This window comes from Mycolicibacterium mageritense (assembly GCF_010727475.1).
In the GTDB taxonomy this organism is placed as follows: domain Bacteria; phylum Actinomycetota; class Actinomycetes; order Mycobacteriales; family Mycobacteriaceae; genus Mycobacterium; species Mycobacterium mageritense.
In genome coordinates this window covers 7,582,293-7,607,699 of sequence record NZ_AP022567.1, presented here as the reverse complement: position 1 = coordinate 7,607,699, position 25,407 = coordinate 7,582,293, and the positions used below count along the sequence as shown (strand labels likewise).

The following is a 25,407-nucleotide window of genomic DNA, read 5'->3' as shown; positions in this document are numbered from 1 at the left end:
CGGCGGTTTCCGGGGGTCGGGGCGAAACAGATCTATCCTCGTCACCGATACACCCCTGGAACCCTGGAAGGATCGTCGAATGCCCACGCCCCCCGGCGCATCGCGCATCGGTACCCGGTTCGGGCCTTACGAACTGCGGTCTCTGATCGGTGTGGGCGGCATGGGTGAGGTGTACCGCGCCTACGACACGGTGAAAGACCGGACGGTGGCGGTCAAGGTGCTGCGCACCGAGGTCGCCGCCGATCCGAGTTATCAAGCGCGGTTCCGCCGCGAGTCGCGCGTGGCGGCGCGGTTGCAGGAACCGCACGTGATCCCGGTGCACGACTTCGGCGATATCGACGGCGTCCTCTTCATCGACATGCGGCTGGTCGAGGGCGGCAGCATCAAGGATCTGCTGCGGGCGCACGGGCCACTCGACCCCGTGCGGGCCGCGGCGATCATCACACAGGTCGCGTCGGCACTGGACGCCGCGCACGCCGACGGACTGGTGCACCGCGACATCAAGCCCGAGAACGTCCTGCTGACCGCAAACGACTTCGCGTACCTCGTCGATTTCGGCATCGCCTACGGCGGCGGTGAGGCCAGCGTCACCATGACGGGCGTGCTGATCGGCTCGAGTGCCTACATGGCGCCCGAGCGGTTCGGCGGGGGACCGGTGGGGCCACCGGCCGACATCTATGCGCTGACGTGCCTGTTGTACGAGTGCCTGACGGGTCGTCCGCCGTTCGAGACGGGCGACCTGCGGCAACTGATGAGCGCGCACATGTTCACGCCGCCACCGCGGCCCAGCATCATGCGCCGTGGCATCACCCGCGCGTTCGACGAAGTCATCGCCCGGGGCATGGCCAAGGAGGCGGCCGCCCGCTATCCGACGGCAGGCGACCTGGCCCGAGCCGCGACGCAGGCGGCCGCCGACTTCCGGCCCGTCCCGCCGGCGCCCGCGCCCGATCCGATCCCGCCCAGGCCACAGACGCGCGAGTTCTCGGCGGTCTATCCCAACCCGGAGGGCACGGGCTACACGCCGTATCCGCCGCAACTCCCACCACCGGCACCTGCGGCAGCGGTGCCCGCTGCCGCGCCGCCCGCCCGCAAACAACGATTCCGTCGTTCGCATGTGACTTTGGTCGTGGCGACGGCAGTGCTCCTGGGCGTCGCGGCCGTGCTGGCCGCGATATTGGTCAGCGGTGACGACACGAGCGGTTCGACCCGCCGCACCCCGTTGGCCGCACCGCCCGAGCAGGACAACACGACGACCGAGACGACCACGCCGACGACCACCACCAAGAAGGCCGGACCGCTCGATGTGAGCGGCACGGATGCGCAGGGCTTCGTCGGTCACACGGCGCGCTGCGACTCGGGCAGCACGCCTGCCGCGATGATCCGCACCGCGCAGTCCATCGCGGTGATCTGCCAGACCGGTTCGAACAGCTTCTACTATCGGGGTGAACGGTTAAGGGACGGCGCGAATCTCGAGATCTCGACCGCCGAGCGCGCAGGCGGCGGGTTCGACGCCACCAACCCGGCCGACGGTGCCCTGTACCAGATCCGGCCTGACAGCCTCACCATCATCAGCAACGGCCACGTCGACTCCGCGGAATCCGCTCTGGAGTTCGACGCGCGCTGACACTCCGGGTGCGTAGATCTGGACCGGCGTGGTCTTGCCCTTGAGCGCAAGCCCGGGGCGTTCGACGAAATCTCCGTGAATGCCCTTGAGCAAAGCCATGGTTCGGCCGGTGACCAGCACGCTGTCACCCGTCTGGCGGGTCGCCGACTCGACTCGGGCCGCCACGTTGACCGCATCGCCGATCACGGAGAACTCCAGCCGCCCCGCCCCACCGACGTTGCCCGCCACCACCGGCCCGGAGTTGAGCCCGATGCCCACCGACAGTGTCCCGGTGAATTCGTCGGACACCGCGTCGGCGATCTCCAGGGCCGCGGTCAGGGCCCGGTCGGCGTGATCGATGTGTCGGCGCGGCGCCCCGAACACCGCCATCAATCCGTCGCCCGCGTACTTGTCGACATGGCCGCCGTGCAGGTGCACGAGTGGGACGATGCGCTCGAAAAGCCGGTTGAGCGTGGCGACCACATCGGCGGGCCGCAGCTTCTCTGCGAACGCGGTGAACCCGCGAACGTCGACGAACATCAATGTCACCTCGACCTCTTCGCCCGGCAGCGTCGCGCCCGCGTCGAGGATGTGCTCGGCGACGTCGTGGTCGACGTAGACCCCGAACGCATCGCGAATGCGTTCCCGCTCTGCCAGACCCGCCGCCATTGTGTTGAAACCGGCTTGCAGCCTGCCGATTTCGCTGCTGTCGTCGACCTCGACCCTGGCGCCGAAATCGCCGGCCTGCACGCGGGCCAGGGCGCGGCGGAGCGCCCGGATACGTTCGGCCACCGACCGCACCGCGATCAGGATCGCGAACAACCCGACCGCGATCGCCACCACTATCAACAGCAGGATCGCCACGAACGTGGGTTGGGCGGCGAATCCGACGTCGGCGAGGTAGCCGACCGTCAGGACCATGACACCGAGCAGCGGCACCCCGGTGGCCAGGGTCCAGGCCATGGTCAACCGCAGCTGGATCGTCGGACCGACACGGCGGTCGGGTGCGTCACCGCACAATGCCCGCGCGGACATCGGCCGCATGATGCGCTCGACGACCAGATACCACACGGCGCTCGTGCTGATCCCACCGAGAACCACGGTCGCGAAGATGTACAGCGCCGCCGAAATCGTTTCCGTGACGCCGAGCAACGCGAACACCACAGCGCCGATGCCCCACATGATCGCCGACATCCGGGCGGCCTCGGCGGGTGCGGCGAGCACCATCTGTCGTTCGGTGTCGGTCGGCGGCCGGCCCGCGCCGAGCCACCGCGTGCCCACCCTGAACCGACGCCTCCGATTTCGCAGCAGCACCGGCACCGCCACGGTCAGGAACACAGCGAGCGTGGCACCCCCGCGCAGCAGCAGGCGATCGGTCGCGTCGGGGCTGAGCAGGATCGGCGCGGCGAAAGCCAAGAACAGTGAGACGATTCCGCCGCCCGCCATACTGATCGCCGCAGCGCCCCAGACCCAGCGGGTGAACGTCACGTGGCGCAACGCATCGCGGCCCGGCCGGCCCGCGATTCCGGGCGGCGATTCGGCGCACAGCGCGTCCATGTTTGGCAGCGTGCCGCGTGACGGCACGCGCCGATAGCGTATTGGACTACTCATTTTCCTTGGTGTCCGAACCGGCGCATCTATCCTGGGGGCAACGAAACTACAGGCAGTGCTCGACGAGATTGGTGGCGTGCGATGAAGATTGTGGTCGGTTACGACGGTTCCCCGGCGGCCAATTCGGCGATCAGCACGGCCAGTGTGTTGTTCCCGGTCGCCGAGGCCGTGGTGGTCTACCTGTGCACACCGCCGTTCGGCAGCAAGGGTTTACGGGCCCGGCTACGGCACTCGGCGCGCAACGTCAACGAACTGATCGACATGGTCGACCACGAGAGTGAGAAGGAGGCCGAGCGGCTGGTGGTCACCGGGTCGACGCTCGCGCGTGCGGTCGGGTGGGAGGCCGAACCGGTCGTGAAGCGCACGTGGGCGGGCGAGGGCCTCGGCCTGGCGCAGCTGGCCGAGGAGCTGGCGCCCGACGTCGTCGTCGTGGGTGCCCGCGGCATCGGCGCGTCCGACAGCAAGATGGGCAGCGTGTCCGATCTGGTGGTGCACCACGCGACCCGGCCGGTGTTGGTGATCTCGCAACACATGGTGTCCACCGAATACCAGGCGCTGCGCAGCGGACCGGTCGTGGTGGGCGTGGATGGTTCGGCGGGTTCCGACCTCGCGGTCAAGGCCGCCGAGCAGTTGTTCACCGACCGGGACGTGCTGACGGTGACCGTCGACGACGGCGATGCCGACGAGGCGGTGGCTGCGGCGCACGTGCGGCGGTTCCGGGGCTCGGGTGCCGGTTCGACCGCCGACGCCCTGGTCGCCTATGCCGACGAACGCAAGGCGGCGGTGGTCGTGGTCGGATCGCGGGGCCGGTCTGCGCTCAAGAAGGTGTTGCTGGGCAGCGTTGCCGCCGCGACGCTGCAACGCACCTACCGGCCCGTGCTGGTGGTTCCGCAGGGCTGATCGGTTGGTCAGCAGCCCACCGGATCCCACACCTTGTTGGACCGCACCGTGGTCAGCCGGTAGTCGGTGACGCGGATGTCGAACAGCCGGGCGCCGAGATCCCGGGCGCGGGACAGCGGATCGCTTGGGTCGCAGGCGATCTCGCCGCGACTGTTGGCGTTGCCCACGACGACTCCGGCCAGGCTCTGGTCGAGATACCGTGTGAGTTCCTGGAATTGCGCGATGACCCCCGCGGTGGCGCCGACGTAGCTCTCCTCGCACGAGATCAACACACCGACAGTCTTGCCGGTGATGCCGCCGACCACCTGTTCCTGTTGCGGAGCGCTGTTGGCGGTATAGCAGAACAGCCGGTCGAACACCGTTTTGAGCCGGGCCGGCATGCCGTAGAAGTACAGCGGCATGGCATAGATGATGCCGTCGGCGGGCAGCATCTTGTCCAGCAGCAGGGCCTCGTAGCGGTCGTCGAGCGAACAGAAGCCCGTGGCCATGCGGCAGCGCCTGCAGTTGTCCAGCATGCGGTCCACGTACTCGTCGAGGAACACATGTTCCACGTCGTGGCCTGCCGATTCCGCGCCCGCACAGGCAGCTTCGGCCAGCAGGTGGGAATTGCCGTCCTCGCGCGGGCTCGCGCTGATCACCAGAACTTTCATCGATTCGCTTCCATGGCTGTTGACGCGCGCACCACCACACGCGTCGGGATCATTGTTCGTGTGCTGTCCAACGGTGGCAGTTGGCAATCGGGATCCTTTCGTGCGATCAGATCGGTCAGACTTTCCACTGCCCGCGCCCCGATATCCCTGGGGTGCAGGAAGACTCCGGTCACCGGCGGATTGGTGACCCGCAGGATCGAGCTGTCCACGGCGCTTGCCAGCGCCAGCTCGTCCGGCACCGATACCCCCGCTTCGCGCGCGGCGTCCAGCAGCGCGATCGCGCACTCGTCGGAGCTCGTGTAGATGGCGTCGGCGGGGGAGGGGCCCGTGCGCAGCGAGGCGAGTGCCTTGCCCATCTCGGCGGGCGAGGACTCCGCCACGGCCACCGCGGCGGGCCGGACATCGTTGGCGTTGCACCATTCCCCGTACGCGTGCTGGATGTCGCGGATGTAGGACCGCGACGTGGTGTCGGTGATGATGGCCGGCTGCGAACGGCCCTGGGCGGCAAAGTGATCGAATATCTCGCGGGCGGCCGCCTCGTGATCGTTGTCGACGACGAAGCAGGGCCGGCCCGCCGCGACAACCGGTTCACCCGTGGTCACCACGGGGTACTGGTCGGCGAACGACGCCTGGAGGAACTGTTCGGAGCCCTTCGGGTCGACGATGATCATGCCGTCCACACCGAAGCTGCGTATCGACGACGCGTCGACTCCGGGCGACACCACGATGAGGGCGTACTTGGCGTCGGTGGCTGCCGCCGCGGCGCCGTTGATCAACTCGAGGAAGTACTCGGATTCGGACTTCGGCACCAGGGCGGTACCGCGGCCGCTCGCGTCGAGGTCGGGCATCTGGATGGCGATGATGCGGCTGCGGCGCGTGACCAGCTGCTGCGCGTGCGCGCTCGCGGTGTACCCGAGCCGGGCTGCGACCTCGAGCACGCGGTCTCGGGTCTCCTTCGCGACACGCCCGCGCCCGTTGAGGACATGCGACACCGTCGTCGGGGACACGTTGGCGTAGCGCGCCACATCCTTGATGTTTGCCACTGCGTTGCTCCATTCCCGGCCCTGCTGTGCCCGCGATCACTTTGACCCTTGACCCGTCGCGAGCCACTGCGCTACCGTTCCATACCAACACACGCCAAAACGTTTTGTCAAACTGACTTTCCGCTCATGTCGAGCATCTGCCTCATGAAAGTCAGTTTGGGCAGCGCATGCTGACCACCATATGCCAAAACCTTTTTGCACATCGCTTCACCTGGGAAGGACGACCGAATGAGCCAGACCACGCAACCGCCGGTGACCGGCATCGACGCGAACACGGCCGCGTTGGAAAACGTGTTCACCGTCGAACCACGCCTTGTCGGGGTCGTGCCGGCGATCGACGCGGTCGCGGGTATGCGCCGCGATGTCGTGCTGACATCGGGGCCGTCCCTGCCGTTCGCGGCCTACACCGGCGGCCAGCGGGACGGCCTGCTCGGGGCCGCGATCTACGAAGGCTTCGCCACCGACCGGGCCGGTGCCGTGCGAGCGTTCGAGCGCGGCGAGGTCACCGTGGCCGGATGTCAGACGCTGGGTGTCGTCGGCTCACTGGCCGGCGTGACGACGGCATCGATGCCCGTCCTCGTGGTCGAGGATGCGCACACCGGCGCGCGGGCCTACTGCACGCTCTATGAGGGCGACACCGCCGACCGCCTGAACTACGGCACCTACACCGACGCGACCCGCGGCAACCTCGACTTCTTACGCGACCGCGTGGGCCCGGCGCTCGACCGGGCGGTGCGGCGCCACGGCGGGGTGGCGCTCAAGCCGATCATCCAGCGGGCGCTGACGATGGGCGACGAATTGCACAGCCGCAACACCGCGGCGACCACGCTGTTCACCCGGACCCTGCTGCCCGCGATCACCGAGGCGAACGAGGACGACGCCCGGATCCTGGCCGACTATCTGTCCGGGGGTGATTACTTCTTCCTGCGGCTGGCGATGGCCGCGGCCAAGGTCATGGCCGACGGCATGCGGGGTTTCGGCGGCAGCAGCCTCGTGACGTCGATGGCGTTTTCCTGCAAGGAGTTCGGCATCCAAGTTGCAGGGTTGGGGGAGCGCTGGATCTGTGGTCCGCTGCCGACGTTCGAGTCGGTACGCCTCTACCCGGGCTTCACCGAGAGCGACATTGAGTTCATGGGCGGCGAGAGCGTCATCACCGAAGTCGTCGGACTCGGGGGAGTCGCGCAGGCCGCGGCGCTGCCGTTACAGCGGTCCAGCGGCGGCAACGCCGCGACCATGATCGCCCGCACCGTGCAGATGTATCAGATCTGCGCCGGCGAGCACCCGGACCTGCGGATCCCGACGCTGGACTACCGGGGTACGCCCGTCGGGTTCGACGTCCACCGAATCGCCGCGACCGGAATCACTCCCTACCTCGACATCGGCATCGCCGGTGTGGGCGGCGGGCAGATCGGCGGTGGCGTGGCCCGCGCCCCGCTCGAACCGTTCCTGCGCGCCGCCGAAGAACTCACCCACCTCACCAAGGAGAGAAACGCATGACCGACACCATATTCGAACGCAACGACACGCTGTACAGCCTCGACCCCGAGCACACGCGCGTCGCGAAAGAACTTGGCGCCCAAGGTGTCAAGTACGCGATGGCGAACTGGATCGACGTGCTCGGCCGGCCCAAGTCGAAGGTCGTCCCGATGACGCACTTCGCGGACCTGGTCGCGGGCGCCGAGCGGTACACCCCCCGCGGCTTCGGCGGCATAGGCAACATGAATCCCACCGAAGACGAGGTGGTCGGGGTGCCCGACCTGAGCACTCTCAAGATCCTGCCGTGGGACCGGCGATATGCGTGGATGATCGCCGACATGAGTTACGGCGGCCGCGAACCGTTTGCGCTGTGTCCCCGCAATGCGCTGCGAACACAAGTCGAAGCCGCTGCGGCGCAGGGCTATTCGGTGCACCTAGGGGTGGAGCCCGAGTTCTACGTGTTCCGGCCCGAGTCCCTCGAGGGCGACCGTGACCGGCTGGTCCCGGTCGCACGCAGCGGATCGCTCAAGCCGTCACCGGCCTACGACGTCGAGGCAACCCTGGATGCCTCCGAGTTCCTCGACACGCTCGTGGGCTACCTCAGCGAACTGGATTTCGGCGTCTACGCGTTCGGCCACGAGGGCGGCGACGGCCAGTACGAGCTCAGCATCGGCCACGCTCCGGTGCTGGAGATGGCCGACCGGATGACGCTGTTCCGCTTCGCGGTCAAGCAGATAGCCAAGGAATGCGGCCTGCTCGCGAGCTTCATGCCCAAGCCGTACGCGAGCATGTGGGGCTCGGGCGCACATCTGAACATGAGCCTGGTGAACCTGGAAACCGGACGCAACGCCTTCCGTGTCGGGGATACCGCAGGGGAGTGGACGCAGACCACCTACCAGTTCATCGCGGGCGTCCTCAAGCACGCGCCGGCCTTCACGGCGCTGGGGAACCCCACCACGAACTCGTACCGCAGGCTCACGCCACGGCTGGCCGACGGGCAGATCTCCTGGGCACCCACGCGTGTCAGCTACGGCTCGAACAACCGCTCGTGCACCGTACGGTTGCCGCAGAACCGTGCGTGCATCGAGTACCGGGCCGCGGACAGCGCCGCGAACTACTACTTCGCGTCGGCGCTCATGATCGCCGCCGGCCTGGAAGGCATCCGCGAGAACCTGGATCCGGGGCAACCGCTGGAGCAGGCCTCGCACAACTCCGATGCGCCGGTGCTGCCGCGCACGCTGTTGGAGGCGATCGAGGCCTTCCAAGCGGATCCCCTTGTGCACAAGACGTTCTCGCCGGCGTTCGTCAGCGAGTACACCGAGATGAAGCTCAAGGAGTGGGAGTCCGATCACCTGTTGGTCTCCGACGCCGAACGCACAAGGTACCTGCTGGAACTATGACAGTCGTCGGCGTTGTCTGTGGCCTCGGTCCCGATGGCTTTCTGGCGAGCCACCGGAACTACATCGACGCGATCGTGCGGGCCGAAGGCGTGCCGGTCCTGATCCCCGCGACGCTCGATCCGGCGCGGGCCCTGCGGCTGGCCGATCGGATCGACGCGCTGTTGTTGCTGAGCGGCGGGGACATCCATCCCCGCCGCTACGGCGAGCCCACCAAAGCCACGCTCATGGGCGTCGACGAACAGCGCGACCAGGTCGAACTCGCGATCCTCGAACGCTCGATCCGGCGCGGTCTCAAGACTTTCGGGGTGTGCCGTGGCGCGCAGCTACTCGCCGTGGCGCACGGCGGTTCGCTGCACCAGGATCTGTTGGCCTATGGCGTGCGCAAACACATGGCCGACACCGTCGACGGCGGCTACGCCTCGATCCGGCACGGCGTCGAGATCAAGGAAGGCTCACTGGCAGGAGAGTTGTTCGGCCACCTGACGGAAGTGAATTCCCAGCATCACCAGGCTGTTTCCGATACCGGATCGCTCACGGCGACCGCGTGGAGCCCCGACGGCGTCGTCGAGGCAATCGAAGGTGAGAACTGCTTCGGGGTCCAATGGCACCCGGAGCTCATCTACACCGAAAACCCAGCACACCTCAAGCCATTCGAATGGCTCGTCCGAAAGTGACAAACCGCATGGTAGACAAGGACGTCTATAAGGATTTGCGCACTGGTTCCCGTATCTCGCTCCCGCGCGTGGAGCAACACGGCATCGATTACATCCCCGAATCCGAACGCCGCTCGCGGCCGAGCAACCTGTATGTCCTGTTGCTCGGCGGCAGCATGACATTCGGGCTGTTCATCATCGGCTGGTATCCGATCGCGTTCGGCCTCGGCTGGTGGTCGGCAGCGACCTCCATCGCGGCCGGATCCGCCGTGGGTGCCGTGTTCCTCGGCTTGTCCGGACTCATGGGACCGCATTCGGGCACCAACAATCCGGTGTCCAGCGGCGCGTACTTCGGCGTGGCCGGCCGCCTGATCGGGTCGGTCCTGGAAGGGACGGCCAGCTTGGCCTTCGCGGCCATCTCGATCTGGACCGGTGGCGACGCCCTCGCGTCGGCGCTGATCCGGTTCTTCGACATGCCCGACAATGAGGCCGTCAGGCTGGTCGCCTACGCCGTGCTCAGCATCATCGTGACGGTCATCTCGGTGTACGGCCACCACAGCATGATGGCGTCGCTGAAGTTCATCCTGCCGACCGCGGGCCTGTGCATGGTCGTCGGAGTGTTCGTCTACGCCAAGGACTTCGACGCGTCCTACGCCGGCACCGGAACCTACGCCTTCGGTTCCGAGCTGAGCACGTGGCTGGTCTCGGCGCTGCTGAGCGCGGCCACGGTCTCGTCGTACGCCGCGTACTCCGGGGACTGGACGCGGCACATCGCGCCACAGAAATTCTCCGACCGCCGCATCGTGCTGACACTGTTCCTCGGTGGCATCTTCGGGACGGGCGTGTGCTTCCTGTGGGGTGCGTTCACCTCGGCGGCCGCGTTCAACGCCGGTGCGGCCGACGCCGACACCCCGTTCGTGTTCGGCATCGTCGACATCGTGCCGTTGTGGTACATCCCCGCACTGCTCTACCTGGGTCTCGCGTCGGGCACCACGCAGGCCGTCATCAACACCTACGGCACCGGGCTGGACACCAGCGCCATCATCCCGCGGTTCAACCGCGTCCAGGCCACGCTGCTGGCCTGCGGGCTCGCAACGGTTCTGGTCTACGTCGGCCACTTCTACGACAGGATCGAGAGTGGGATGTCGATCTACCTGCAGCTCCTGGTGTGCTTCTCGATCCCGTGGGTCGTGATCGTGGTCTACGGTCACGTGAAGCGCCGCGGTTACTACGACGTCGACGACCTGCAGGTGTTCAACCGACGGCAACGGGGCGGAATCTACTGGTACCACGGCGGTTTGAACCCGCGCACGCTGGGCCTGTGGGTCGTCTCGGCGGTGGTGGGCATGACGTTCTCGGTCAATGACGCCTACACCGGACCGTTGGCGCCGCTGGTCGGCGGCATCGACGGCGGACTGCTCGCGTCGGGTGTGGTCGCCCTGGCCGGCTGCCCGGTCATCCACCGTTTCTGGCCGGACAAGCCCGAAGTCTATGGCCCCGAACGCCTCCCGGAGCACAACCCCTCGGCTCAGGAGGCACCCGCGGCCGCGCTCGAACCCAGCTGAGCGCGGCGAACGATCGGGCGGCTACGCAACGACGCGTAGCCGCCCGGTCTCGGCCACCGGCGCATGTCACAGTGGTCAGGTGCGCAAGGAACGAGACCGATGGAATCACAACACGCACTATTACGACATCGCGCTGGCCGCCGCGCCACCGACCGCGCGCACGGCTCTTGACGTCGGCACCGGCGACGGCCTCCTGGCGGTTCGCCTCGCCGAGAAGATCCCCGAGGTCACCGGCATCGACTCCGACGCCGCCAGCATCGCCCGCGCTCAATCGAGCACCGATGCAAACATCACGTGGCTCACCGGCGACGCATTGACCTACGACTTACCCGAGGCGCATTTCGACCTCGTGGCCACGGTGGCGACCGTCCATCACTTCCCCGATCTGGTCGCCGGCCTGCAGCGGCTCGCAGACCTCACCGCACCCGGTGGAGCTCTGGTGGTGATTGGCTGCGCCCGCAGTTCGACCGTGCACGACTACGCCTATGAACTGATCGGTGCCGTGCAGCACCAGATCCTGTCTCGCACTCGCGGCTTCTGGCAGCACAACGCCCCGGTCCAGATGCAGTTCCCGCACACCTACGCGGAGGTCCGGCGGATCGCAGCAACGGTGTTGCCCGGCATGACGTGGCGTCGCCTACCGCTCTGGCGATATGCCATCACGTGGCACAAAACACGGTAGCGGCATATGCCCGCCAGGCCGGCAACTCACTCGCCGGAAGCGCACAAGACCGGACGGCGGATTGGAGATTCAGATGGGCTCGTTTGACGTGACGCTGGACGATGAACGCACCCAGCTCGAGGCGTTCATCGAGGAGTACCGCAACATGATCGAGCTGACCTTGGACAGCCTGACGGAGGAGCAGGTTCGCCGCCGGCTCGTGCCGTCGGCTACGACACTGCTCGGGCTGCTCAAGCACGTGACGTGGATGCAACGGGTCTGGTTCGAGGAGTGCGTCGGCGGCACGTCGCGCCGGGAACTCGGCCTGGTGCAGACCCCGGACGAGTCCTTTCGGCTCGGCGACGACGACACCATCGCTTCGGTGACCGCGGCCCATCGACAGGCGTGTGCGACGGCGCGCGCCGCGGTCGCTGAGCTGCCGCTCGATGCGGTGGTGACCGGCCACCGGGCCGGACCGCGCACGGTCCGCTGGGTCTACCTTCAAGTGCTGCGCGAGCTGGCGCACCATTGCGGACATGCCGACATCCTGCGCGAACAGATACTTGCCGGCTGAGGATCCTTGGTGCGCTGAGCCCTCAAAAGCCAAGTAGACCGCTGCGACCCGGCCCGCAGCCGTTTACCCCAGCTCGACGCCTCGACGTCGGCCTCCCCGGCCGGGCGCACCGCGTCGATCTGCAGTCCTGCGGCGGCATAGGGCATCGCCAGATGGCCGACCCCCGCGGCGTCGTCGACGGTCGGCACGCCGGCGATGCCATCATGATCGGTCACCGAGAACACCACCCGTAGCTGCGCTCCCGGCTTCATGGTGCCGGCCACCGCGCCGAGCACCGTGGGCTCAGGTGCGAGCAATCCGCGCAGCAACGAACCCCAGGGAAAATTGACTGTCACGTCGTCGGCGACCGCGGTCAGCTCGACGGGCAACCGTTCGACCGCTGCGGCGACGAACACCGCGTTGGGTAGCCCGCGAGCGCCTGGACGAGCGGCTCGTCGGGACGCCTCGATCATGCCTGCGGCGTTGGCGTCGACCCCGACCACCAAGCACTTGCTGTCGGCGGCCGCCGCGGCCAGCACGGCCTTGCCGTCGCCGGTGCCGAGGTCGATCAGCAGTCTGCGGTACTCCGACGCCAGCTCGGCGAATTAACCAACGTCCACGTCGCGGATCTTCTTGCCGGACACAATTCTCACCAAGGCACGGTAACCAGCGAGGCCCAGCGGGCGCATCTGAATTTCCGCCGTGGTCTCGACCTGGTCACGGATGGATACCGGAACGTGTGACGGCAAACCACATCAGACTCTGTAGCAACTATTGTCACAGGCGATCGCGCTTCCAGGGTTGGCGCCGATCCACTCAACGCGTTGACCCGAAAGGTGAGTCATGCCGGCCTTCCGTCGACTGGCATCGGTGACTTTGGCGGCCGCCGTGGCTTTTTCGCTTGTGGGCCCGATCGCCGTCGCCCCGCAGGCAAGCGCGGATCCCTGCTCGGTGTCGAGTCCGTCGGCCCGCTCGGCCACGCCGTCCATCGCGCGGGTGCTGCATCTGCCCATCGGCCGTGAACCGGCCAGTGTCGCGGGCACCGCCACCACTCCCGAGGCCGCAAAAGACACCGCCGTCGCACCAAACACCGCGGCCCGTGCCGCTGCGGCGCCGACGGCGTCGGCTGCCACCATCGTCGGATGGATCACCGGCCCGAGCACCGACAGCTACACCCGCTTCGGCATCTCCGGGGCTGACCTCGGAATCGTCTGGGACAACGGGCAAACCGGGGCCGGCAACCAGGTGCTCGTCGCCTTCGGCGACACGTTCGGCAACTGCGCTGCCTCCGACCAGGAGTGGCGCAAGAACACGCTGTTCCGCAGTTCGGACCGAAACCTCGCCGACGGCATGACGATTCCCAATCCGGTGCCGGGCAACGTCTATGCGGGGTCTCCGGTGGATGCGGCGCGGCCGAACTTCTCGCGCCAGGTGATCCAGAGCCTCGGGCTCGCCGGAACCGAGGTGACGATCATCCCCACGGCGGGAATCGCGGTGGGCACCACGCAGTACGTGAATTTCATGTCGGTCAGTCAGTGGGGCGCCCCCGGTCAGTGGTCGACGAATTTCGCCGCGGTGGCGGTGTCGACCAACAACGGCGAGACCTGGACCGTGCCGGTCACCGGCATCCGGCCGAGCTGGTTCAACACCGTGCCGGGCGTGCCGTTCACCTGGGGGGATCAGAACTTCCAGATGGGCGCCTACCTGCGCTCAGGCGGCTATGTCTATGCCTACGGCACCGGCGCCGGCCGCGGCGGCATGCCGTTCCTGTCGCGCGTGGTCGAGACCGCGGTCGCCGACAAGTCCGCCTACGAGTACTACACCCCGTTCGGATGGCTCAAGGGATTCCCGTTCCTGGCCATGCAGGTGGTGTGGGCACCCGGGAGCGAGATGTCGGTGGCGTGGAACGACTACCTCAAGAAGTTCGTCATGCTCTACACCAACACGACCTCGGCAGTGGTGATGCGGACGGCCGACAAGCCGGAAGGTCCGTGGAGCCAGGCGAAGACCATCGTCAGTTCGACCGCGGTACCGGGCGGCATCTACGCGCCCTACATCCATCCATGGTCCAGTGGCAGCGAGCTGTACTTCACGCTGTCGCGGTGGTCCGACTACAGCGTGATGTTGATGCGGACGTCGCTGTCTGCGTCCGGCAGTGCGTCGAGCAGTTAGTGTCCTGCGCGCTCAGCTGTGCGTGCGTGCTCGGCGGCTGAGACCACCAATGCATCGGTGCCCGGGTAGATCGTGGCTTCATGCCCGTCGCCCAGCCATCGCACCTCGTACGGAGGAGAGCCGTCCTCGCTGCGAACCCCGATGATCTCGGCGTGTTGTTCGTGTTGGTCGGTGGTCGTGCCCTTCACGACCAGGAAATCGCCGACGTGCGCTTTCATCGTCCGCCCTCCCTTCGCCTACTCGGCGGACACCTCCATCGTGCGCGCACCGGTGGCGATGGGGAAGGTTTATCCGGCGGTCTTTCCGGCATCGACGATGTACACCGCGCCGTGTACCGCGGCCGCATCGTCAGAGGCGAGAAACGCGATGGTCTTGGCCACATCGGCCACGTCCATCATTCCGCGGGGCGCGGCGATGCGCAGGATCAGATTCCAGTCCGCCCCCTCGGGTGCGGCGAACTCGGTGGTCTGCGGGGTCAGCATGCCGCCGGGACAGACCGCGTTGACCCGCAGCCGCTCGGACGTGAATTCGATGGCCAGTGCGCGCGTCAGCCCGACCAGCCCGTGCTTGGCCGCGCAGTACCCCGCCGAGTAGACCTCGCCTTCGATTCCGGCGATCGAGGCGACGTTGACGATGTTGCCGCCGGTCTCGAGCAGATGTGGCAACGCCGCGCGGCACAGGAAGAAGGGGCCGTTGAGGTTGACCGCGAGATCCTTTTCCCAGTCCTCGTCGGTCATCGAGATGGTGTGGCGCATCTGGTGAAAACCCGCGACGTTGATCAACGCGTCGAGGCGCCCGAACTCCTCGACACATTGCGCCACAGCCCGCTTGCAGCCCTCCGCCGACGAGATGTCCACCGATGTGTACGTGCCGCCGGGAACGTCCGTGAACACGTCGGCCATCCGTTCGGCGTCGCGAGCGATCCCGAACACCGTGGCACCCCGCTCGGCGAACAACCGGGCGACCGCGGCGCCCAATCCCGACGATGCACCCGTGACCAACGCGACCTTGCCATCCAGAGTCATGGGGTAGACCTTCTCACGCAGTCGAAATCCGGTTGCGCGCGGTCGATACGGTCATGCGATGGACCAGCCAGACCTCGACGCACGGATCCAGGACTACTACCGCAACCAGTTCGCCGAGTCCGATCGGCTGGGGAACCGGTCGGCGCAGGGTCGGCTGGAATTCGAGCGGGTGCAGGAGCTGATCGGCGCACGGATCGGACCACGGTCCCGGATCCTCGATGTCGGCGGTGGCACGGGCGTACACGCGGCCGCGCTCGCCGAACGCGGCCACGATGTGGTGCTCATCGACCCGGTGCCCGACCATGTGGACACTGCGCGGCGGCACGGCACGTTCGTCGCCGAGCATGGCGACGCCCGGGATCTCCGGTTCCCGGACAGTGCGTTCGACGCAGTCCTGCTCTTCGGTCCGCTGTACCACATCGCTGCGCGGCAGAGCCGAATTCGGTGCCTGCGCGAAGCCAAACGCGTCAGCAGATCCGGCGGTTGGGTGTTCGCGGCGGTCATTCCGCGGTTCGCGAGCCACGCCGTCAACACGCTGGGCCGCGGCGACCTGCTGGACCAGCCCTATCCCGCGGAGCTCGTCGCACTGCTCGAGCGCGGTGACCCGCCAGCGACGATCCGGTTTCCGGGCGGTCACTTCCATACCGGCGAGGAATTGCTGCAGGAGCTGGCCGCGGCGGGGCTGCCCGACGCCGAGGCCCATGCCATCGAAGGTGCCAACGGCTTTGCCCTGGAAGAGCTTCCGGTGGTCGACGAGGCGATCCACCAGGCCGCTTTGAGTCTCGTCCGCCGGACCGGCCACCTGCCGGGAATCCGCGACATGTCGAACCATTTGATGGGCATCGCGCGTGTGCAGAAGTGACTCACGTGCGTACGCGTGGCCTCGACGGCGGAACCGCGGCGAGCAGAGTGCGGGTGTAGTCCTGCTCGGGCGCGGCGAACAACTCCGCTGCGGGACGGTACTCGACGGCCGCCCCGGACCGCATCACCAATACGTCATGGCACATCCGGTGCACCACAGCGAGGTCGTGGGCGATGAAGAGGTAGGTCAGCCCGAGGTCGCGCTGCAGATCGGTCAGCAGGTCGAGCACCTTGGCCTGGATCGAAACATCCAGGGACGCAGTCGATTCGTCGAGAATCAGCAGATCAGGTTCGGTGGCGAGCGCCCGGGCGATGCTGACCCGTTGCCGCTGACCGCCGGACAGCTCGTGTGGGTAGCGTGATGCGAATTCCGCCGGTAGTCCCACCAGTTCGAGCAACTCTGCCACTCGCTCGGCCCGGGCGCGGCGACCTTTCGCCAGCCGGTGGACCTGCAGTGGTTCGCCGATCGCCGCACCGATTCGGGTGCGGGGATTCAGCGACGAGAACGGATCCTGGAATACCAGGCTGATCCGGCGCCGCAGCTCCCGGCCGGCGCCGAAGACGTCCAGCCCGTCGAGGGTCGCCGTGCCCGCGGTCGGCTCGGCCAGCCCGGTCAGGGCGGCCGCCACTGTCGACTTTCCCGACCCGGACTCGCCGACCAGGCCCAGTGTCGTGCCGCGCCGGATCTCGAAAGACACGCCGTCGACCGCGGTCACCTGGTCGTAGCGAACCTCAAGGTCGTTGACCGCCAACAGAACCGGTGCCGCCGGTACCGAGGCAGGGCCAGGCCCGTCGATGCGTGGTCTCGCGTCGAGCAATTCACGCGTGTACTCGTGCCGGGGATGGTCGAAAACGTCGAGGATCGGCGCCTGCTCGACAGCCTCGCCGTCACGCAGCACGGTCACCTCGTCGGCGACCTGGCCGATGACCCCGAGATCGTGGCTGATCCACACCACCGCGGTGCCGAAATCCCGCTGCAGGTCGGCCACCAGGTCGATGATCTGGGCCTGCGTCGTGACGTCCAGCGCCGTGGTGGGCTCGTCGGCGATCAGCAGTTCGGGATCGCACGCCAGCGCGATCGCGATCATCACCCGCTGGCGTTGCCCGCCCGAGAGCTGATGGGGATAGGCGTCGAGGCGTTCGGTCGGCAGGCCCACGGCGTCGAGCAGGTGGCCCGCGCGGTCGCGTGCTTGCCGACGCGTCATGTTGCGGTGGGTTTCCAGCGTTTCGGTGATCTGGCGGGACAACGTCAAGAGCGGGTTGAGTGACGTTCCGGGATCCTGGAACACGAATCCGACTCTGCCGCCGTGTACTTGGCGCAGTGTGCGGGCGGACGCACCGACCAGCTGGGTGCCGTCGGCGAGGGTGCTGGTGCCGGTGACGGTGGCACCCGGTGCGTCGAGCAGGCCGGTGGCCGCGAGTACCGTCATCGACTTGCCGGAACCGGATTCACCGACGATGCCGATGGTCTGTTCGCGTGAAACCTGGAACGACACCCCGCGCACGATGTCGCTTCGGCCGATCGTCACGTGCAGATCAGCCACACTCAAGACGGGTCGCGTCACTGCTTGCCCGCCCTTCTGGACTCGATCATGGTGCGCTGCTTGGGATCCAGCACGTCGCGCAGGCCGTCGCCGAACAGGTTGAAGGCCAGCACCGTCACGAAGATGGCCGCACCGGGGAACACCGCCATCCACCACGCCAACGTCACGAACCCCTGGGCGTCGAATATCATCCGGCCAAGCGATGGTTGTGGCGGCTGAATGCCCAGCCCCAGGAATGACAGCGACGCCTCCGCGAGGATCGCGAACGCGAGCGACAGCGACAGCTGAACGATCAACGGCCCCGCGATGTTCGGCAGGATGTGTCGCGTGAGGATGTAGCCGTCGCCCGTGCCCATCGTGCGGGACACCGCGACGAACGGTTCCACGCGCACGCTCAGCGTGCTGGCCCGGGCCACCCGCGCGAAGATCGGCGTGTAGACGATGCCGATGGCCAGCATCGTGGTGGTGATGCCTGGCCCGAGGATCGCCACGATGGCCAGTGCCAGCAGCAGAACCGGGAACGCGAACATCACGTCGACGACCCGCATCACGACGGTGTCCACCCAGCCGCCGCGGTAGCCCGCGACCACGCCGATGAGCACCCCGGCAACCCCGGCCAAAGCCACGCTGACCACCGCCACCCGCAACGACGCCTGGACCGCCACGAGCACCCGGGAGAGCACGTCACGGCCCAGTTCGTCGGTGCCGAACCAGTGCGAACCACTGGGCGGCTGAAGGGCATTGGGCACGTCGATGTCGTTGATGCCGAACGGGGTGATCCAGTGCGCGGTGACCGCGACGAACACCACCGCGATCAGCACGGCCGCGCTGATCGCGGTCACCGGATTGGACAGCAGCAGTCGCCAGGACGAGACCCGGCCTTCGGTGACGGTCATGACAGCCGGATCCTCGGGTCGACCACCGCGTACAGGACGTCCACGATGAGGTTGATCAGGAGAAACAGCACCGCGATGAGCAACACCGCACCCTGGATGACCGGGTAGTCGCGGGCCGCAACCGAATTGAACACCAGCCGGCCCAGCCCCGGCCAGGCGAACACCACCTCGACCACGATGACCCCGCCGAGGATCGTCGCCAGCTGAATTCCCGTGATGGTGAGAATCGGCAGCAACGCGTTGCGCACGATGTGGCGGAACGTGATCACCGGTGGAGCAAGGCCTTTCGAGCGGGCCGTGCGCACGTAGCCCATGGCCGTGACCTCCAGCACGGCCGATCGGACGTAGCGGGTCATGATGGCGCCCGCGACCAGCCCCACGGTGAGGCCGGGCAGGACGATGTGGCGCAGCCACCCACCCGGATCGTCGAACAGCGGCCGGTATCCGGAGGTCGGCAGCCAGCCCAGCGTGGACGCGAACAGTCCGATCAGCAGGATGCCCATCCAGAAATCGGGGATGGACACCCCGAACTGGCTGGCGATCCGCACGATCGCGTCGCTGACGCGGCCTTCCCGCAGTGCCGACCAGATCCCGGCCGGCAGGGCGATCAGCAGCGCGATGACGATGCCCACGAGGCCCAGCGACAGCGTGGCGGGCAACCGTTCCAGCAACGTGACGGTCACCGGATCACCGTTGCGGAAGCTCACCCCCAGATCGCCCGTCAGTGCCGAGCCGATGTAGCCGAAGAACTGCTCGACGATCGGCCGGTCCATACCGCTGGCCGACCGCAACGCCGCGTAGGCCTCCGGGGTGTAGCGCGTACCGAGCGCGATGCGCACCGGGTCGCCCGGCACCAGATGCACCAACGCGAACACCACGATCAACACGCCGACCAGCACCACCGCCGAGTGCAGCAACCGCCGGGCGAGGAACCGCACGATCGGGCTCGTCGGGAATGTCATTTCGTCCCACCCTGATTCAGCTCGGCGCCGCGGAACCGGACGGCCCCGTCGCGGCGCGCCTGGTAACCCGACAGATTCGTGGCCCAGGCCTGGATCACCGACGGGTTGTACAGGTAGAGGTAGCTGACCTCGTCGGCGATCCGGGTTGCGGCCTTGGCGTAGAGGTCTTTGCGCTTCGCCTCGTCGGTTTCGACCCGCCCGGCATCGAGCAGCCGGTCCACCTCCGGGTCGGAGAATTTCTGCGCATTGCTGGTGCCGTTCGTGTGGTGCTGCGCGTAGTAGAAGTCGTCGGGATCGATGTTGCCGAGCCAACCCATCATCAGCATGTCGAAGTGGCCGCTGTTCTGCTCGTCGAGCCACGACGCGAAGTCGACCGTGCGGATGTTCACCGTGATGCCGAGCGGTGCAAGGTTGTCGGCGACGATCTGGGCGGCCGTGACGGTCTCGGGGTATTCGCTGGTGACCAGCATGTCGAGGTTCCGCGGTGTGGCCCCCGCCTCGTGGAGGAGCTTCTCCGCTTCCTCGATGTCGTACCGGTAGCGGTCGTAGGCCGTGTACCACGGGTTGCCCTGTGGGATGGCGAGCTGGTTGACCGTGGCGGTGCGGTAACTGGTGGCTGCCGCGATGGCATCGCGGTCGATCGCGTACGCGATGGCCTTGCGCACGCGCACGTCGTTCCACGGCTGCTTGGCCTCGTTGAGCGCGAGGTACCAGTAGTCGTTGCTCGGTGTCACCGCCAGGGTCAGCGAGTCGTCGTTGCGCAGCTGGGCCACGCGCTGCGGCGGCACCGAATCCGTCCAGTCGATCTCACCGGCCTGCAACGCCGACAGCGCCGTCGACGGTTCTGAGATGAACCGGAACGTCACCCCGGACACGTGCGGCGGGCCGCCCCAGTACCGCGGGTTGGCCTTGAGCGTGATCGAGTCACCGCTCTTGCGACCCGCAAACGAGAACGGTCCCGTGCCGATCGGATGGGTGGCGATCTGACCGCTTTCGACGTTGCTGCGCTGCACGATCGCCATGCCTTTGAAGCCGCCCAAATTGGTCAGCAGGTTGGGCGTGGCGTGTGCGACCCTGATGCGCACGGTGGCGGGATCGGGGGCCGTCACATCCGACACCGCGCTGAACTTGTCGACGTTGGTCAGTTGCTCGTCGATGATGCGCCGGTAGGAGTAGACGACATCGTCAGCCGTCAGGGGAGTGCCGTCGTGCCACGTGACCCCATCGCGCAGGTGAAACGTCCAGGTGAGCTGGTCGGGGCTGACTTCCCACGACTTCGCCAGCGCCGGCCGCATCTGCAGGTTCTCGTCCGGTTCGACGAGCGTGTCGAACACGTTCTCCAGCACCTCGAACGAGAAGTAAGCGCTGGTCCGCTGCGGGTCGAGCTGATCGGGTTCGCCCGCGATGGCCGCGATCAGGGCGCCCGACGACTCGTCGCCCAGGTTGACCCGGCTGCCCGTGGAACAGGCGGCCAGCATGAATACCAGGACTGTCGCTAACGCTCTAACCGCTGGTCGTGTTGTCACGATCTCTCCAGGATCACCGCGGGTGACCCGCCAGTACGCTCACCCGCTGGGGCCGCCACACGGGCCCGTCCGGCACGACCGGACCCATACCGGTGACGACGCTGATGAAGACTGCGATACTCACCCATTGTGACGTTCAAGCGCATGGCTGTTGCGACCGCCCTGACCACCGCCCTCGGAACGGGGGCCGGCCTGGGGTTTGCCGGCCCGGCACAGGCCGAACCGGTGATGGAGGGTGTCTACACCTACACCCAGGAAGGAGCCGGGCCGCAGACCTTCACCGTGTACCCGTCGTGCGTGCCGGTGGTCGGTGATCTTCGGGAGCCGCTCGAGCTGGCAGTGGCGTGCCGGTTGCACGTCGAGACGTCGCGGGGGATCAAGGGTGGCGATGCGCGGTTGGCCGACGGACAGTGGACGTACTCGACGTCGGTTCTGGAGGGCATCCAATGCTCCGACGGCAGTTGGGCGCCCATCACCGAAACGTACAGGTTCGACGATGTGACGCTGACCGGAACGCGATCAGTCGCCAACAATGCCGATTGTGGACTGGCCCCGGCGATCCACAATTTCCCGTTCACGTTGAAGTACGATCGGCCGCTTCCCATCCCGGTCAAGCGCTACCCGCTCGATTGCGAGCCGGGCGGCTTGCGGTGGTGCACTTGAGCCTGGGCCGCGGTGCGGGCCGGGCGCTGCGCAGCAGCCAGTCCGCAACATTGCCGATGCTCAACGGCAAGGCCGTCGACCTGACCGGGCCCGGCCTGACCGAGAAGTTCGGGGTGACGTGCACCGACCTGGGTGCGTCGGTGACTGCACCCAACGGATCGCTGGTGTCGGTGTTCGGTGACACGTTCTCGGGCCGCAGAGTCGGGGAAGGGGATTGGCGCTCGCCCGTGATCCTCATCGGCACCGGCGATGCCAACCATCGCATCGTCTACGAGCGCGCCGGCGGACCTGACCCGGACTATGCGCGCCAGCTGTGGCATTACGTGCACGACGACGCCTCGACGGGCTGGAGTCGCGGCGGCATCAGCACCGTCATCCCGTCCGATCTGTTGTGTGTCGGTGATGCGATCTATCTGCACGCCATCGTCAATCGTGGTTTCTCCAACGTGATCTGGACGGAGATCTGGCGATCCGACGACAGCGGAATCTCCTGGGTTCATCTGGGGGAGCAGGCCAAGTTCCCGGCCGGCCTGCACGGTGGTCACGCGCAGTGCTGGTCATGGGATCTCGATCCCGACGATGGCTGGGTTTACGTGGCGGCCACCGGATTTCAACGTGACAAAGGCATCATCTTGATGCGGGTGCGGCCCGAGCGGATCGGGGACAGGCAGCGCTACTCCAGCTGGGGTTTCTCGCACGGGCGTTGGCAGTGGGGACAGCTGGCCACACCGATCACGCCACCCGGGGAACGGTGGGGCGAGCTGAGTTTTCGTCGGCTGGGGCCCGGGCAGTGGATTCTCGGCGGGTTTCTGGCGTCGCGGTATGCGCTGGGCTACCGCGTCGTCAACTCACCGGTGGCGAACATGCACACCACGGAAGTGCAGACTCCCGTCATCGGCTCGTCATGGGCCGGTGAGGATCACAGCCGCAGCCAGGTGGCGCAGCTCTACGGCGGTTACGTGCTGCCGGGCTCGCGCCTCGACATCCAAGGCGGTGTCGGTCTGGTCGTCTCCCAGTGGCACACGGCTACGGGATGGCCTTACCGGGCAATGCAATTCAAGGCAGCCCTGCAGGACACCGCGCGGCCGTGGCCGCCGGACACCGTCAACCTCTGACCGCTCAGGCCGTATACCCGCCGTCGACGTTCCAGTTGGCTCCGGTGACGAATCCGGATTCCGGGCCGGCCAGGAAGCTCACCACTGCAGCGGTGTCACGGGTGTTGCCGTAGTGGTCCAACGCCATGACTTGCCGCATGGCGTCGGCGAATTCGCCGTCAGCGGGATTCATGTCGGTGTCGATGGGGCCCGGCTGTACGTTGTTGACGGTGATGCCGCGCGGGCCGAGTTCGCGGGCGAGCCCACGGGTGAGGCTGGCGACCGCGCCTTTGGTCATGGCGTACACCGCCAACCCGGCCACCGGCACGCGGTCGGCATTGATGCTGCCGATGTTGATGATGCGCGATCCCTCACCGAGGTGTCTCACCGCGCTGCGGATGGCCGAGTACACGCCACCGATGTTGATCGCCACGACACGGTCGAACTGCTCCTGCGGGTATTCGTCGATCGGCGCGATGTGTGCGGTCCCGGCGTTGTTGACCAGGATGTCCAGACCACCGAGCGCGGCGACGGCCTGCTCGACGGCTCCGGCCACCTGGGTGGGATCGGCGCTGTCGGCCTGGATGGCGACCGCCGCGCCGCCGTCGGCCGTCACCTCGGCCACGAGCTTGTCGGCCTCGGCAGCTGAGACGCCGTAGGTGAACGCCACTGCGGCGCCGTCGGCGGCGAGCCGGCGCACGATGGCCGCGCCGATTCCGCGCGAGCCTCCGGTCACCAGGGCCCGGCGTCCGGTCAGGGGTGCTGTGCTCATGTCCATGCCTCTCTATTTCGAACCGATTGGTTACAAAGTATGATCTGGTCAAGTCCGTTGTCGAGGGAGAGATTCCCGGTGTGACCGGGATCACGGAGGAGGTGGCGCCATGGCGGTGGGGCGGCCGCGGGAGTTCGATCCCGACCAGGTCGAGGACATCGCGATGAGGCTGTTCTGGGATCGCGGCTTCGAGGGGGTGTCGATCAGCGATCTCACGGCCGCGACCGGGGTGAACCGGCGTGGCATCTACGCCGAGTTCGGATCCAAGGAGGGGCTCTTCGAACGCGCCAAGCAACGCTATGTCGCGGGGCCCGGGGGCTACATGGCCGATGCGCTGGCCCGGCCGACCGCGCGCGAGGTTGCCGAAGCCATGGTGCACGGCGCGGCCGACGCCACCTCCGGAGAGACGCCGGGATGCCTGCTGGTCGGAAATACGGCTGGCTTGGCCGAATTTCGTGACGCGGCGGCGCGTGAGCTGGCTCGACGATTCGACCAAGCGGTGGCCGCGGGAGAACTGTCCGACGTAGACACTTTGTTGCTGGCTCGCTGGATCAGCACCATCTGCCAAGGGATTTCGATCCAGGCCCGCAGTGGTGCCGACCGTGCGGAATTGCATGCGATCGCCGATCTGGCCTTGGCGGGGTGGCCGAAGCCCTAAGGTGAACGCCGTGGCGAAACGAGTTGTGGTCTGGGGCACGGGTTTTGTCGGCAGCATGGTGATCGCCGAGATCGTCAAGCACCCGCTGTTCGAGTTGGTGGGCGTCGGTGTCAGCAATCCCGAGAAGGTGGGCCGCGACATCGGCGACGTCTGCGGGCTCGGCGCCGCGACCGGGATCGTCGCGACCGACGACATCGACGCGCTCATCGCGCTGCGACCCGACGCCGTGGTGCACTACGGCCCGACAGCCGCGCACGCCGACACCAACATCGACGTGATCACCCGGTTCCTGCGGGCCGGCATCGACGTCTGCTCGACGGCCATGACGCCGTGGGTCTGGCCCAGGATGCACCTCAACCCACCGAGCTGGATCGAACCGATCACCGAAGCGTGTGACGCGGGCGGGGCATCGTGCTTCACCACCGGCATCGACCCGGGTTTCGCCAACGACCTGTTCCCCATGACCCTGATGGGTCTGTGCTCTGAAGTGCGCCGCGTGCGGGCCTCAGAGCTGCTCGACTACACCAACTACACCGGCGACTACGAGTTCGAGATGGGCATCGGCAAGCCGCCCGAGCACCGGCCGTTGTTGGAGAATCGCGACATCCTCGTGTTGTCTTGGGGTGCAACGGTTCCCATGATCGCCTACGCGGCGGGAATCGAGCTCGACGAGATCACCACGACGTGGGACAAATGGGTCACGCCCGACGAACGCAAGACTGCCAAGGGCATCATCGCGCCGGGCAACGTCGCGGCGGTGCGCTTCACCATCAACGGCATCTATCGCGGCGAGACCCGTATCCAGCTTGAGCACGTCAACCGGATCGGTCTCGACGCCGCACCCGACTGGCCGACCGGCACTGACAACGACGTCTACCGCGTTGACATCGAAGGCACGCCCAGCATCTCGCAGGAGACCGCGTTCCGGTTCACCGACGGCTCCGGGCGGGACGCGGCGGCGGCCGGTTGTCTGGCCACCGGGTTGCGGGCGCTCAACGCTGTCGTCGCGGTCAACGAACATTCGCCGGGATGGGTCACTGCGCTCGACCTGCCACTGATCCCCGGTGCGGGAACCATTCGCTGAGTAACCTCTCCGCAGCCGCCTACTCGAATGGGTAG

General features: G+C 67.1%; 24 protein-coding genes and 1 pseudogene. 14 read left to right on the top strand and 11 right to left on the bottom strand.

The window, feature by feature from the left end:
• The first annotated feature begins 79 nt into the window (after window positions 1-79).
• Window positions 80-1,624 (top strand): serine/threonine-protein kinase, encoded by a 1,545-nt coding sequence (locus G6N67_RS36835; protein WP_036443000.1) that lies wholly within the window; start codon window positions 80-82, stop codon window positions 1,622-1,624.
• A gap of 39 nt (window positions 1,625-1,663) precedes the next feature.
• On the opposite strand, the pseudogene G6N67_RS39435 reads toward G6N67_RS36835, so the two are convergent.
• Window positions 1,664-2,524 (bottom strand): annotated as a pseudogene (locus G6N67_RS39435) (adenylate/guanylate cyclase domain-containing protein); the annotation flags it as partial.
• Window positions 2,525-3,295: 771 nt separating this feature from the next.
• Between G6N67_RS39435 and G6N67_RS36825 the strand changes: the two are divergent.
• On the top strand, window positions 3,296-4,114 hold the full coding sequence (locus G6N67_RS36825) for a universal stress protein (RefSeq protein ID WP_036443008.1): 819 nt from the start codon (window positions 3,296-3,298) through the stop codon (window positions 4,112-4,114).
• A gap of 8 nt (window positions 4,115-4,122) precedes the next feature.
• On the opposite strand, the gene G6N67_RS36820 is transcribed toward G6N67_RS36825, so the two are convergent.
• Complete coding sequence (locus tag G6N67_RS36820; RefSeq protein ID WP_036443010.1) at window positions 4,123-4,764, bottom strand: flavodoxin family protein; 642 nt, start codon at window positions 4,762-4,764, stop codon at window positions 4,123-4,125.
• On the bottom strand, window positions 4,761-5,807 hold the full coding sequence (locus G6N67_RS36815) for a LacI family DNA-binding transcriptional regulator (RefSeq protein WP_036443012.1): 1,047 nt from the start codon (window positions 5,805-5,807) through the stop codon (window positions 4,761-4,763). The genes G6N67_RS36820 and G6N67_RS36815 overlap by 4 nt, the downstream gene beginning before the upstream one ends.
• Before the next feature lie 228 nt (window positions 5,808-6,035).
• On the opposite strand from G6N67_RS36815, the gene G6N67_RS36810 reads away from it, so the two are divergent.
• The 6 genes from G6N67_RS36810 (at window position 6,036) to G6N67_RS36785 (ending at window position 12,136) form a co-directional block, all read left to right on the top strand.
• Window positions 6,036-7,304, top strand: coding sequence for a YlbE family protein (locus G6N67_RS36810; protein ID WP_051579328.1), 1,269 nt, complete (start codon window positions 6,036-6,038; stop codon window positions 7,302-7,304).
• Window positions 7,301-8,683, top strand: a complete 1,383-nt coding sequence (locus G6N67_RS36805; protein ID WP_081812881.1) for a glutamine synthetase family protein — start codon at window positions 7,301-7,303, stop codon at window positions 8,681-8,683. The genes G6N67_RS36810 and G6N67_RS36805 overlap by 4 nt, the downstream gene beginning before the upstream one ends.
• The gene (locus G6N67_RS36800; protein ID WP_163642451.1) at window positions 8,680-9,357 is read left to right on the top strand and encodes a gamma-glutamyl-gamma-aminobutyrate hydrolase family protein; all 678 of its coding nucleotides are present in this window, start codon (window positions 8,680-8,682) and stop codon (window positions 9,355-9,357) included. Before G6N67_RS36805 ends, G6N67_RS36800 begins: the two co-directional genes overlap by 4 nt.
• 68 nt (window positions 9,358-9,425) lie before the next feature.
• A complete protein-coding gene (locus G6N67_RS36795) occupies window positions 9,426-10,901 on the top strand; it encodes a purine-cytosine permease family protein (protein WP_051579330.1) in 1,476 nt (491 codons plus the stop codon).
• A gap of 79 nt (window positions 10,902-10,980) precedes the next feature.
• Window positions 10,981-11,583 carry a class I SAM-dependent methyltransferase gene (locus G6N67_RS36790; protein ID WP_036443014.1) on the top strand — a complete coding sequence of 201 codons (603 nt, stop codon included), beginning with the start codon at window positions 10,981-10,983 and terminating at the stop codon, window positions 11,581-11,583.
• Window positions 11,584-11,656: 73 nt separating this feature from the next.
• On the top strand, window positions 11,657-12,136 hold the full coding sequence (locus tag G6N67_RS36785; protein ID WP_036443017.1) for a DinB family protein: 480 nt from the start codon (window positions 11,657-11,659) through the stop codon (window positions 12,134-12,136).
• Here G6N67_RS36785 and G6N67_RS36780 read toward each other — a convergent pair.
• Window positions 12,064-12,711, bottom strand: coding sequence for a hypothetical protein (locus G6N67_RS36780; RefSeq protein WP_419724255.1), 648 nt, complete (start codon window positions 12,709-12,711; stop codon window positions 12,064-12,066). The two genes, G6N67_RS36785 and G6N67_RS36780, sit on opposite strands and share 73 nt — an antisense overlap.
• A 247-nt stretch (window positions 12,712-12,958) precedes the next feature.
• Here G6N67_RS36780 and G6N67_RS36775 point away from each other — a divergent pair, with 247 nt between their 5' ends.
• On the top strand, window positions 12,959-14,287 hold the full coding sequence (locus G6N67_RS36775; RefSeq protein ID WP_036443023.1) for a glycoside hydrolase family 183 protein: 1,329 nt from the start codon (window positions 12,959-12,961) through the stop codon (window positions 14,285-14,287).
• Here G6N67_RS36775 and G6N67_RS36770 read toward each other — a convergent pair.
• Together G6N67_RS36770 and G6N67_RS36765 are read right to left on the bottom strand one after the other, a co-directional pair.
• Window positions 14,284-14,505 carry a DUF1918 domain-containing protein gene (locus G6N67_RS36770; protein ID WP_036443026.1) on the bottom strand — a complete coding sequence of 74 codons (222 nt, stop codon included), beginning with the start codon at window positions 14,503-14,505 and terminating at the stop codon, window positions 14,284-14,286. The two genes, G6N67_RS36775 and G6N67_RS36770, sit on opposite strands and share 4 nt — an antisense overlap.
• A 69-nt stretch (window positions 14,506-14,574) precedes the next feature.
• Complete coding sequence (locus G6N67_RS36765; RefSeq protein WP_036443029.1) at window positions 14,575-15,312, bottom strand: SDR family NAD(P)-dependent oxidoreductase; 738 nt, start codon at window positions 15,310-15,312, stop codon at window positions 14,575-14,577.
• Between the two features lie 58 nt (window positions 15,313-15,370).
• Between G6N67_RS36765 and G6N67_RS36760 the strand changes: the two genes are divergently transcribed.
• A complete protein-coding gene (locus tag G6N67_RS36760) occupies window positions 15,371-16,174 on the top strand; it encodes a class I SAM-dependent methyltransferase (RefSeq protein ID WP_036443032.1) in 804 nt (267 codons plus the stop codon).
• 1 nt (window position 16,175) lies between these two features.
• Here G6N67_RS36760 and G6N67_RS36755 read toward each other — a convergent pair whose 3' ends face one another.
• The 4 genes from G6N67_RS36755 to G6N67_RS36740 are packed head-to-tail and all read right to left on the bottom strand — an operon-like array spanning window position 16,176 to window position 21,053.
• Complete coding sequence (locus G6N67_RS36755) at window positions 16,176-17,738, bottom strand: dipeptide ABC transporter ATP-binding protein (RefSeq protein WP_036443035.1); 1,563 nt, start codon at window positions 17,736-17,738, stop codon at window positions 16,176-16,178.
• Window positions 17,735-18,613 carry an ABC transporter permease gene (locus G6N67_RS36750; protein ID WP_036443037.1) on the bottom strand — a complete coding sequence of 293 codons (879 nt, stop codon included), beginning with the start codon at window positions 18,611-18,613 and terminating at the stop codon, window positions 17,735-17,737. Before G6N67_RS36750 ends, G6N67_RS36755 begins: the two co-directional genes overlap by 4 nt.
• Entirely contained in the window at window positions 18,610-19,575 is a 966-nt protein-coding gene (locus tag G6N67_RS36745; protein ID WP_036443040.1) for an ABC transporter permease, read from the bottom strand. Before G6N67_RS36745 ends, G6N67_RS36750 begins: the two co-directional genes overlap by 4 nt.
• On the bottom strand, window positions 19,572-21,053 hold the full coding sequence (locus tag G6N67_RS36740; protein WP_051579331.1) for an ABC transporter substrate-binding protein: 1,482 nt from the start codon (window positions 21,051-21,053) through the stop codon (window positions 19,572-19,574). The genes G6N67_RS36745 and G6N67_RS36740 overlap by 4 nt, the downstream gene beginning before the upstream one ends.
• Window positions 21,054-21,245: 192 nt before the next feature.
• Between G6N67_RS36740 and G6N67_RS36735 the strand changes: the two genes are divergently transcribed.
• Window positions 21,246-21,764, top strand: a complete 519-nt coding sequence (locus G6N67_RS36735) for a hypothetical protein (protein ID WP_051579347.1) — start codon at window positions 21,246-21,248, stop codon at window positions 21,762-21,764.
• Between the two features lie 56 nt (window positions 21,765-21,820).
• On the top strand, window positions 21,821-22,879 hold the full coding sequence (locus tag G6N67_RS36730; RefSeq protein ID WP_036443464.1) for a glycoside hydrolase family 183 protein: 1,059 nt from the start codon (window positions 21,821-21,823) through the stop codon (window positions 22,877-22,879).
• 4 nt (window positions 22,880-22,883) lie between these two features.
• Here G6N67_RS36730 and G6N67_RS36725 read toward each other — a convergent pair whose 3' ends face one another.
• Complete coding sequence (locus tag G6N67_RS36725) at window positions 22,884-23,630, bottom strand: 3-oxoacyl-ACP reductase family protein (RefSeq protein WP_036443467.1); 747 nt, start codon at window positions 23,628-23,630, stop codon at window positions 22,884-22,886.
• 109 nt (window positions 23,631-23,739) lie between these two features.
• Here G6N67_RS36725 and G6N67_RS36720 point away from each other — a divergent pair, with 109 nt between their 5' ends.
• On the top strand, window positions 23,740-24,288 hold the full coding sequence (locus G6N67_RS36720; RefSeq protein WP_036443046.1) for a TetR/AcrR family transcriptional regulator: 549 nt from the start codon (window positions 23,740-23,742) through the stop codon (window positions 24,286-24,288).
• Window positions 24,245-25,372 (top strand): NAD(P)H-dependent amine dehydrogenase family protein, encoded by a 1,128-nt coding sequence (locus tag G6N67_RS36715; RefSeq protein ID WP_073906126.1) that lies wholly within the window; start codon window positions 24,245-24,247, stop codon window positions 25,370-25,372. The genes G6N67_RS36720 and G6N67_RS36715 overlap by 44 nt, the downstream gene beginning before the upstream one ends.
• The last annotated feature ends 35 nt before the right edge of the window (window positions 25,373-25,407 follow it).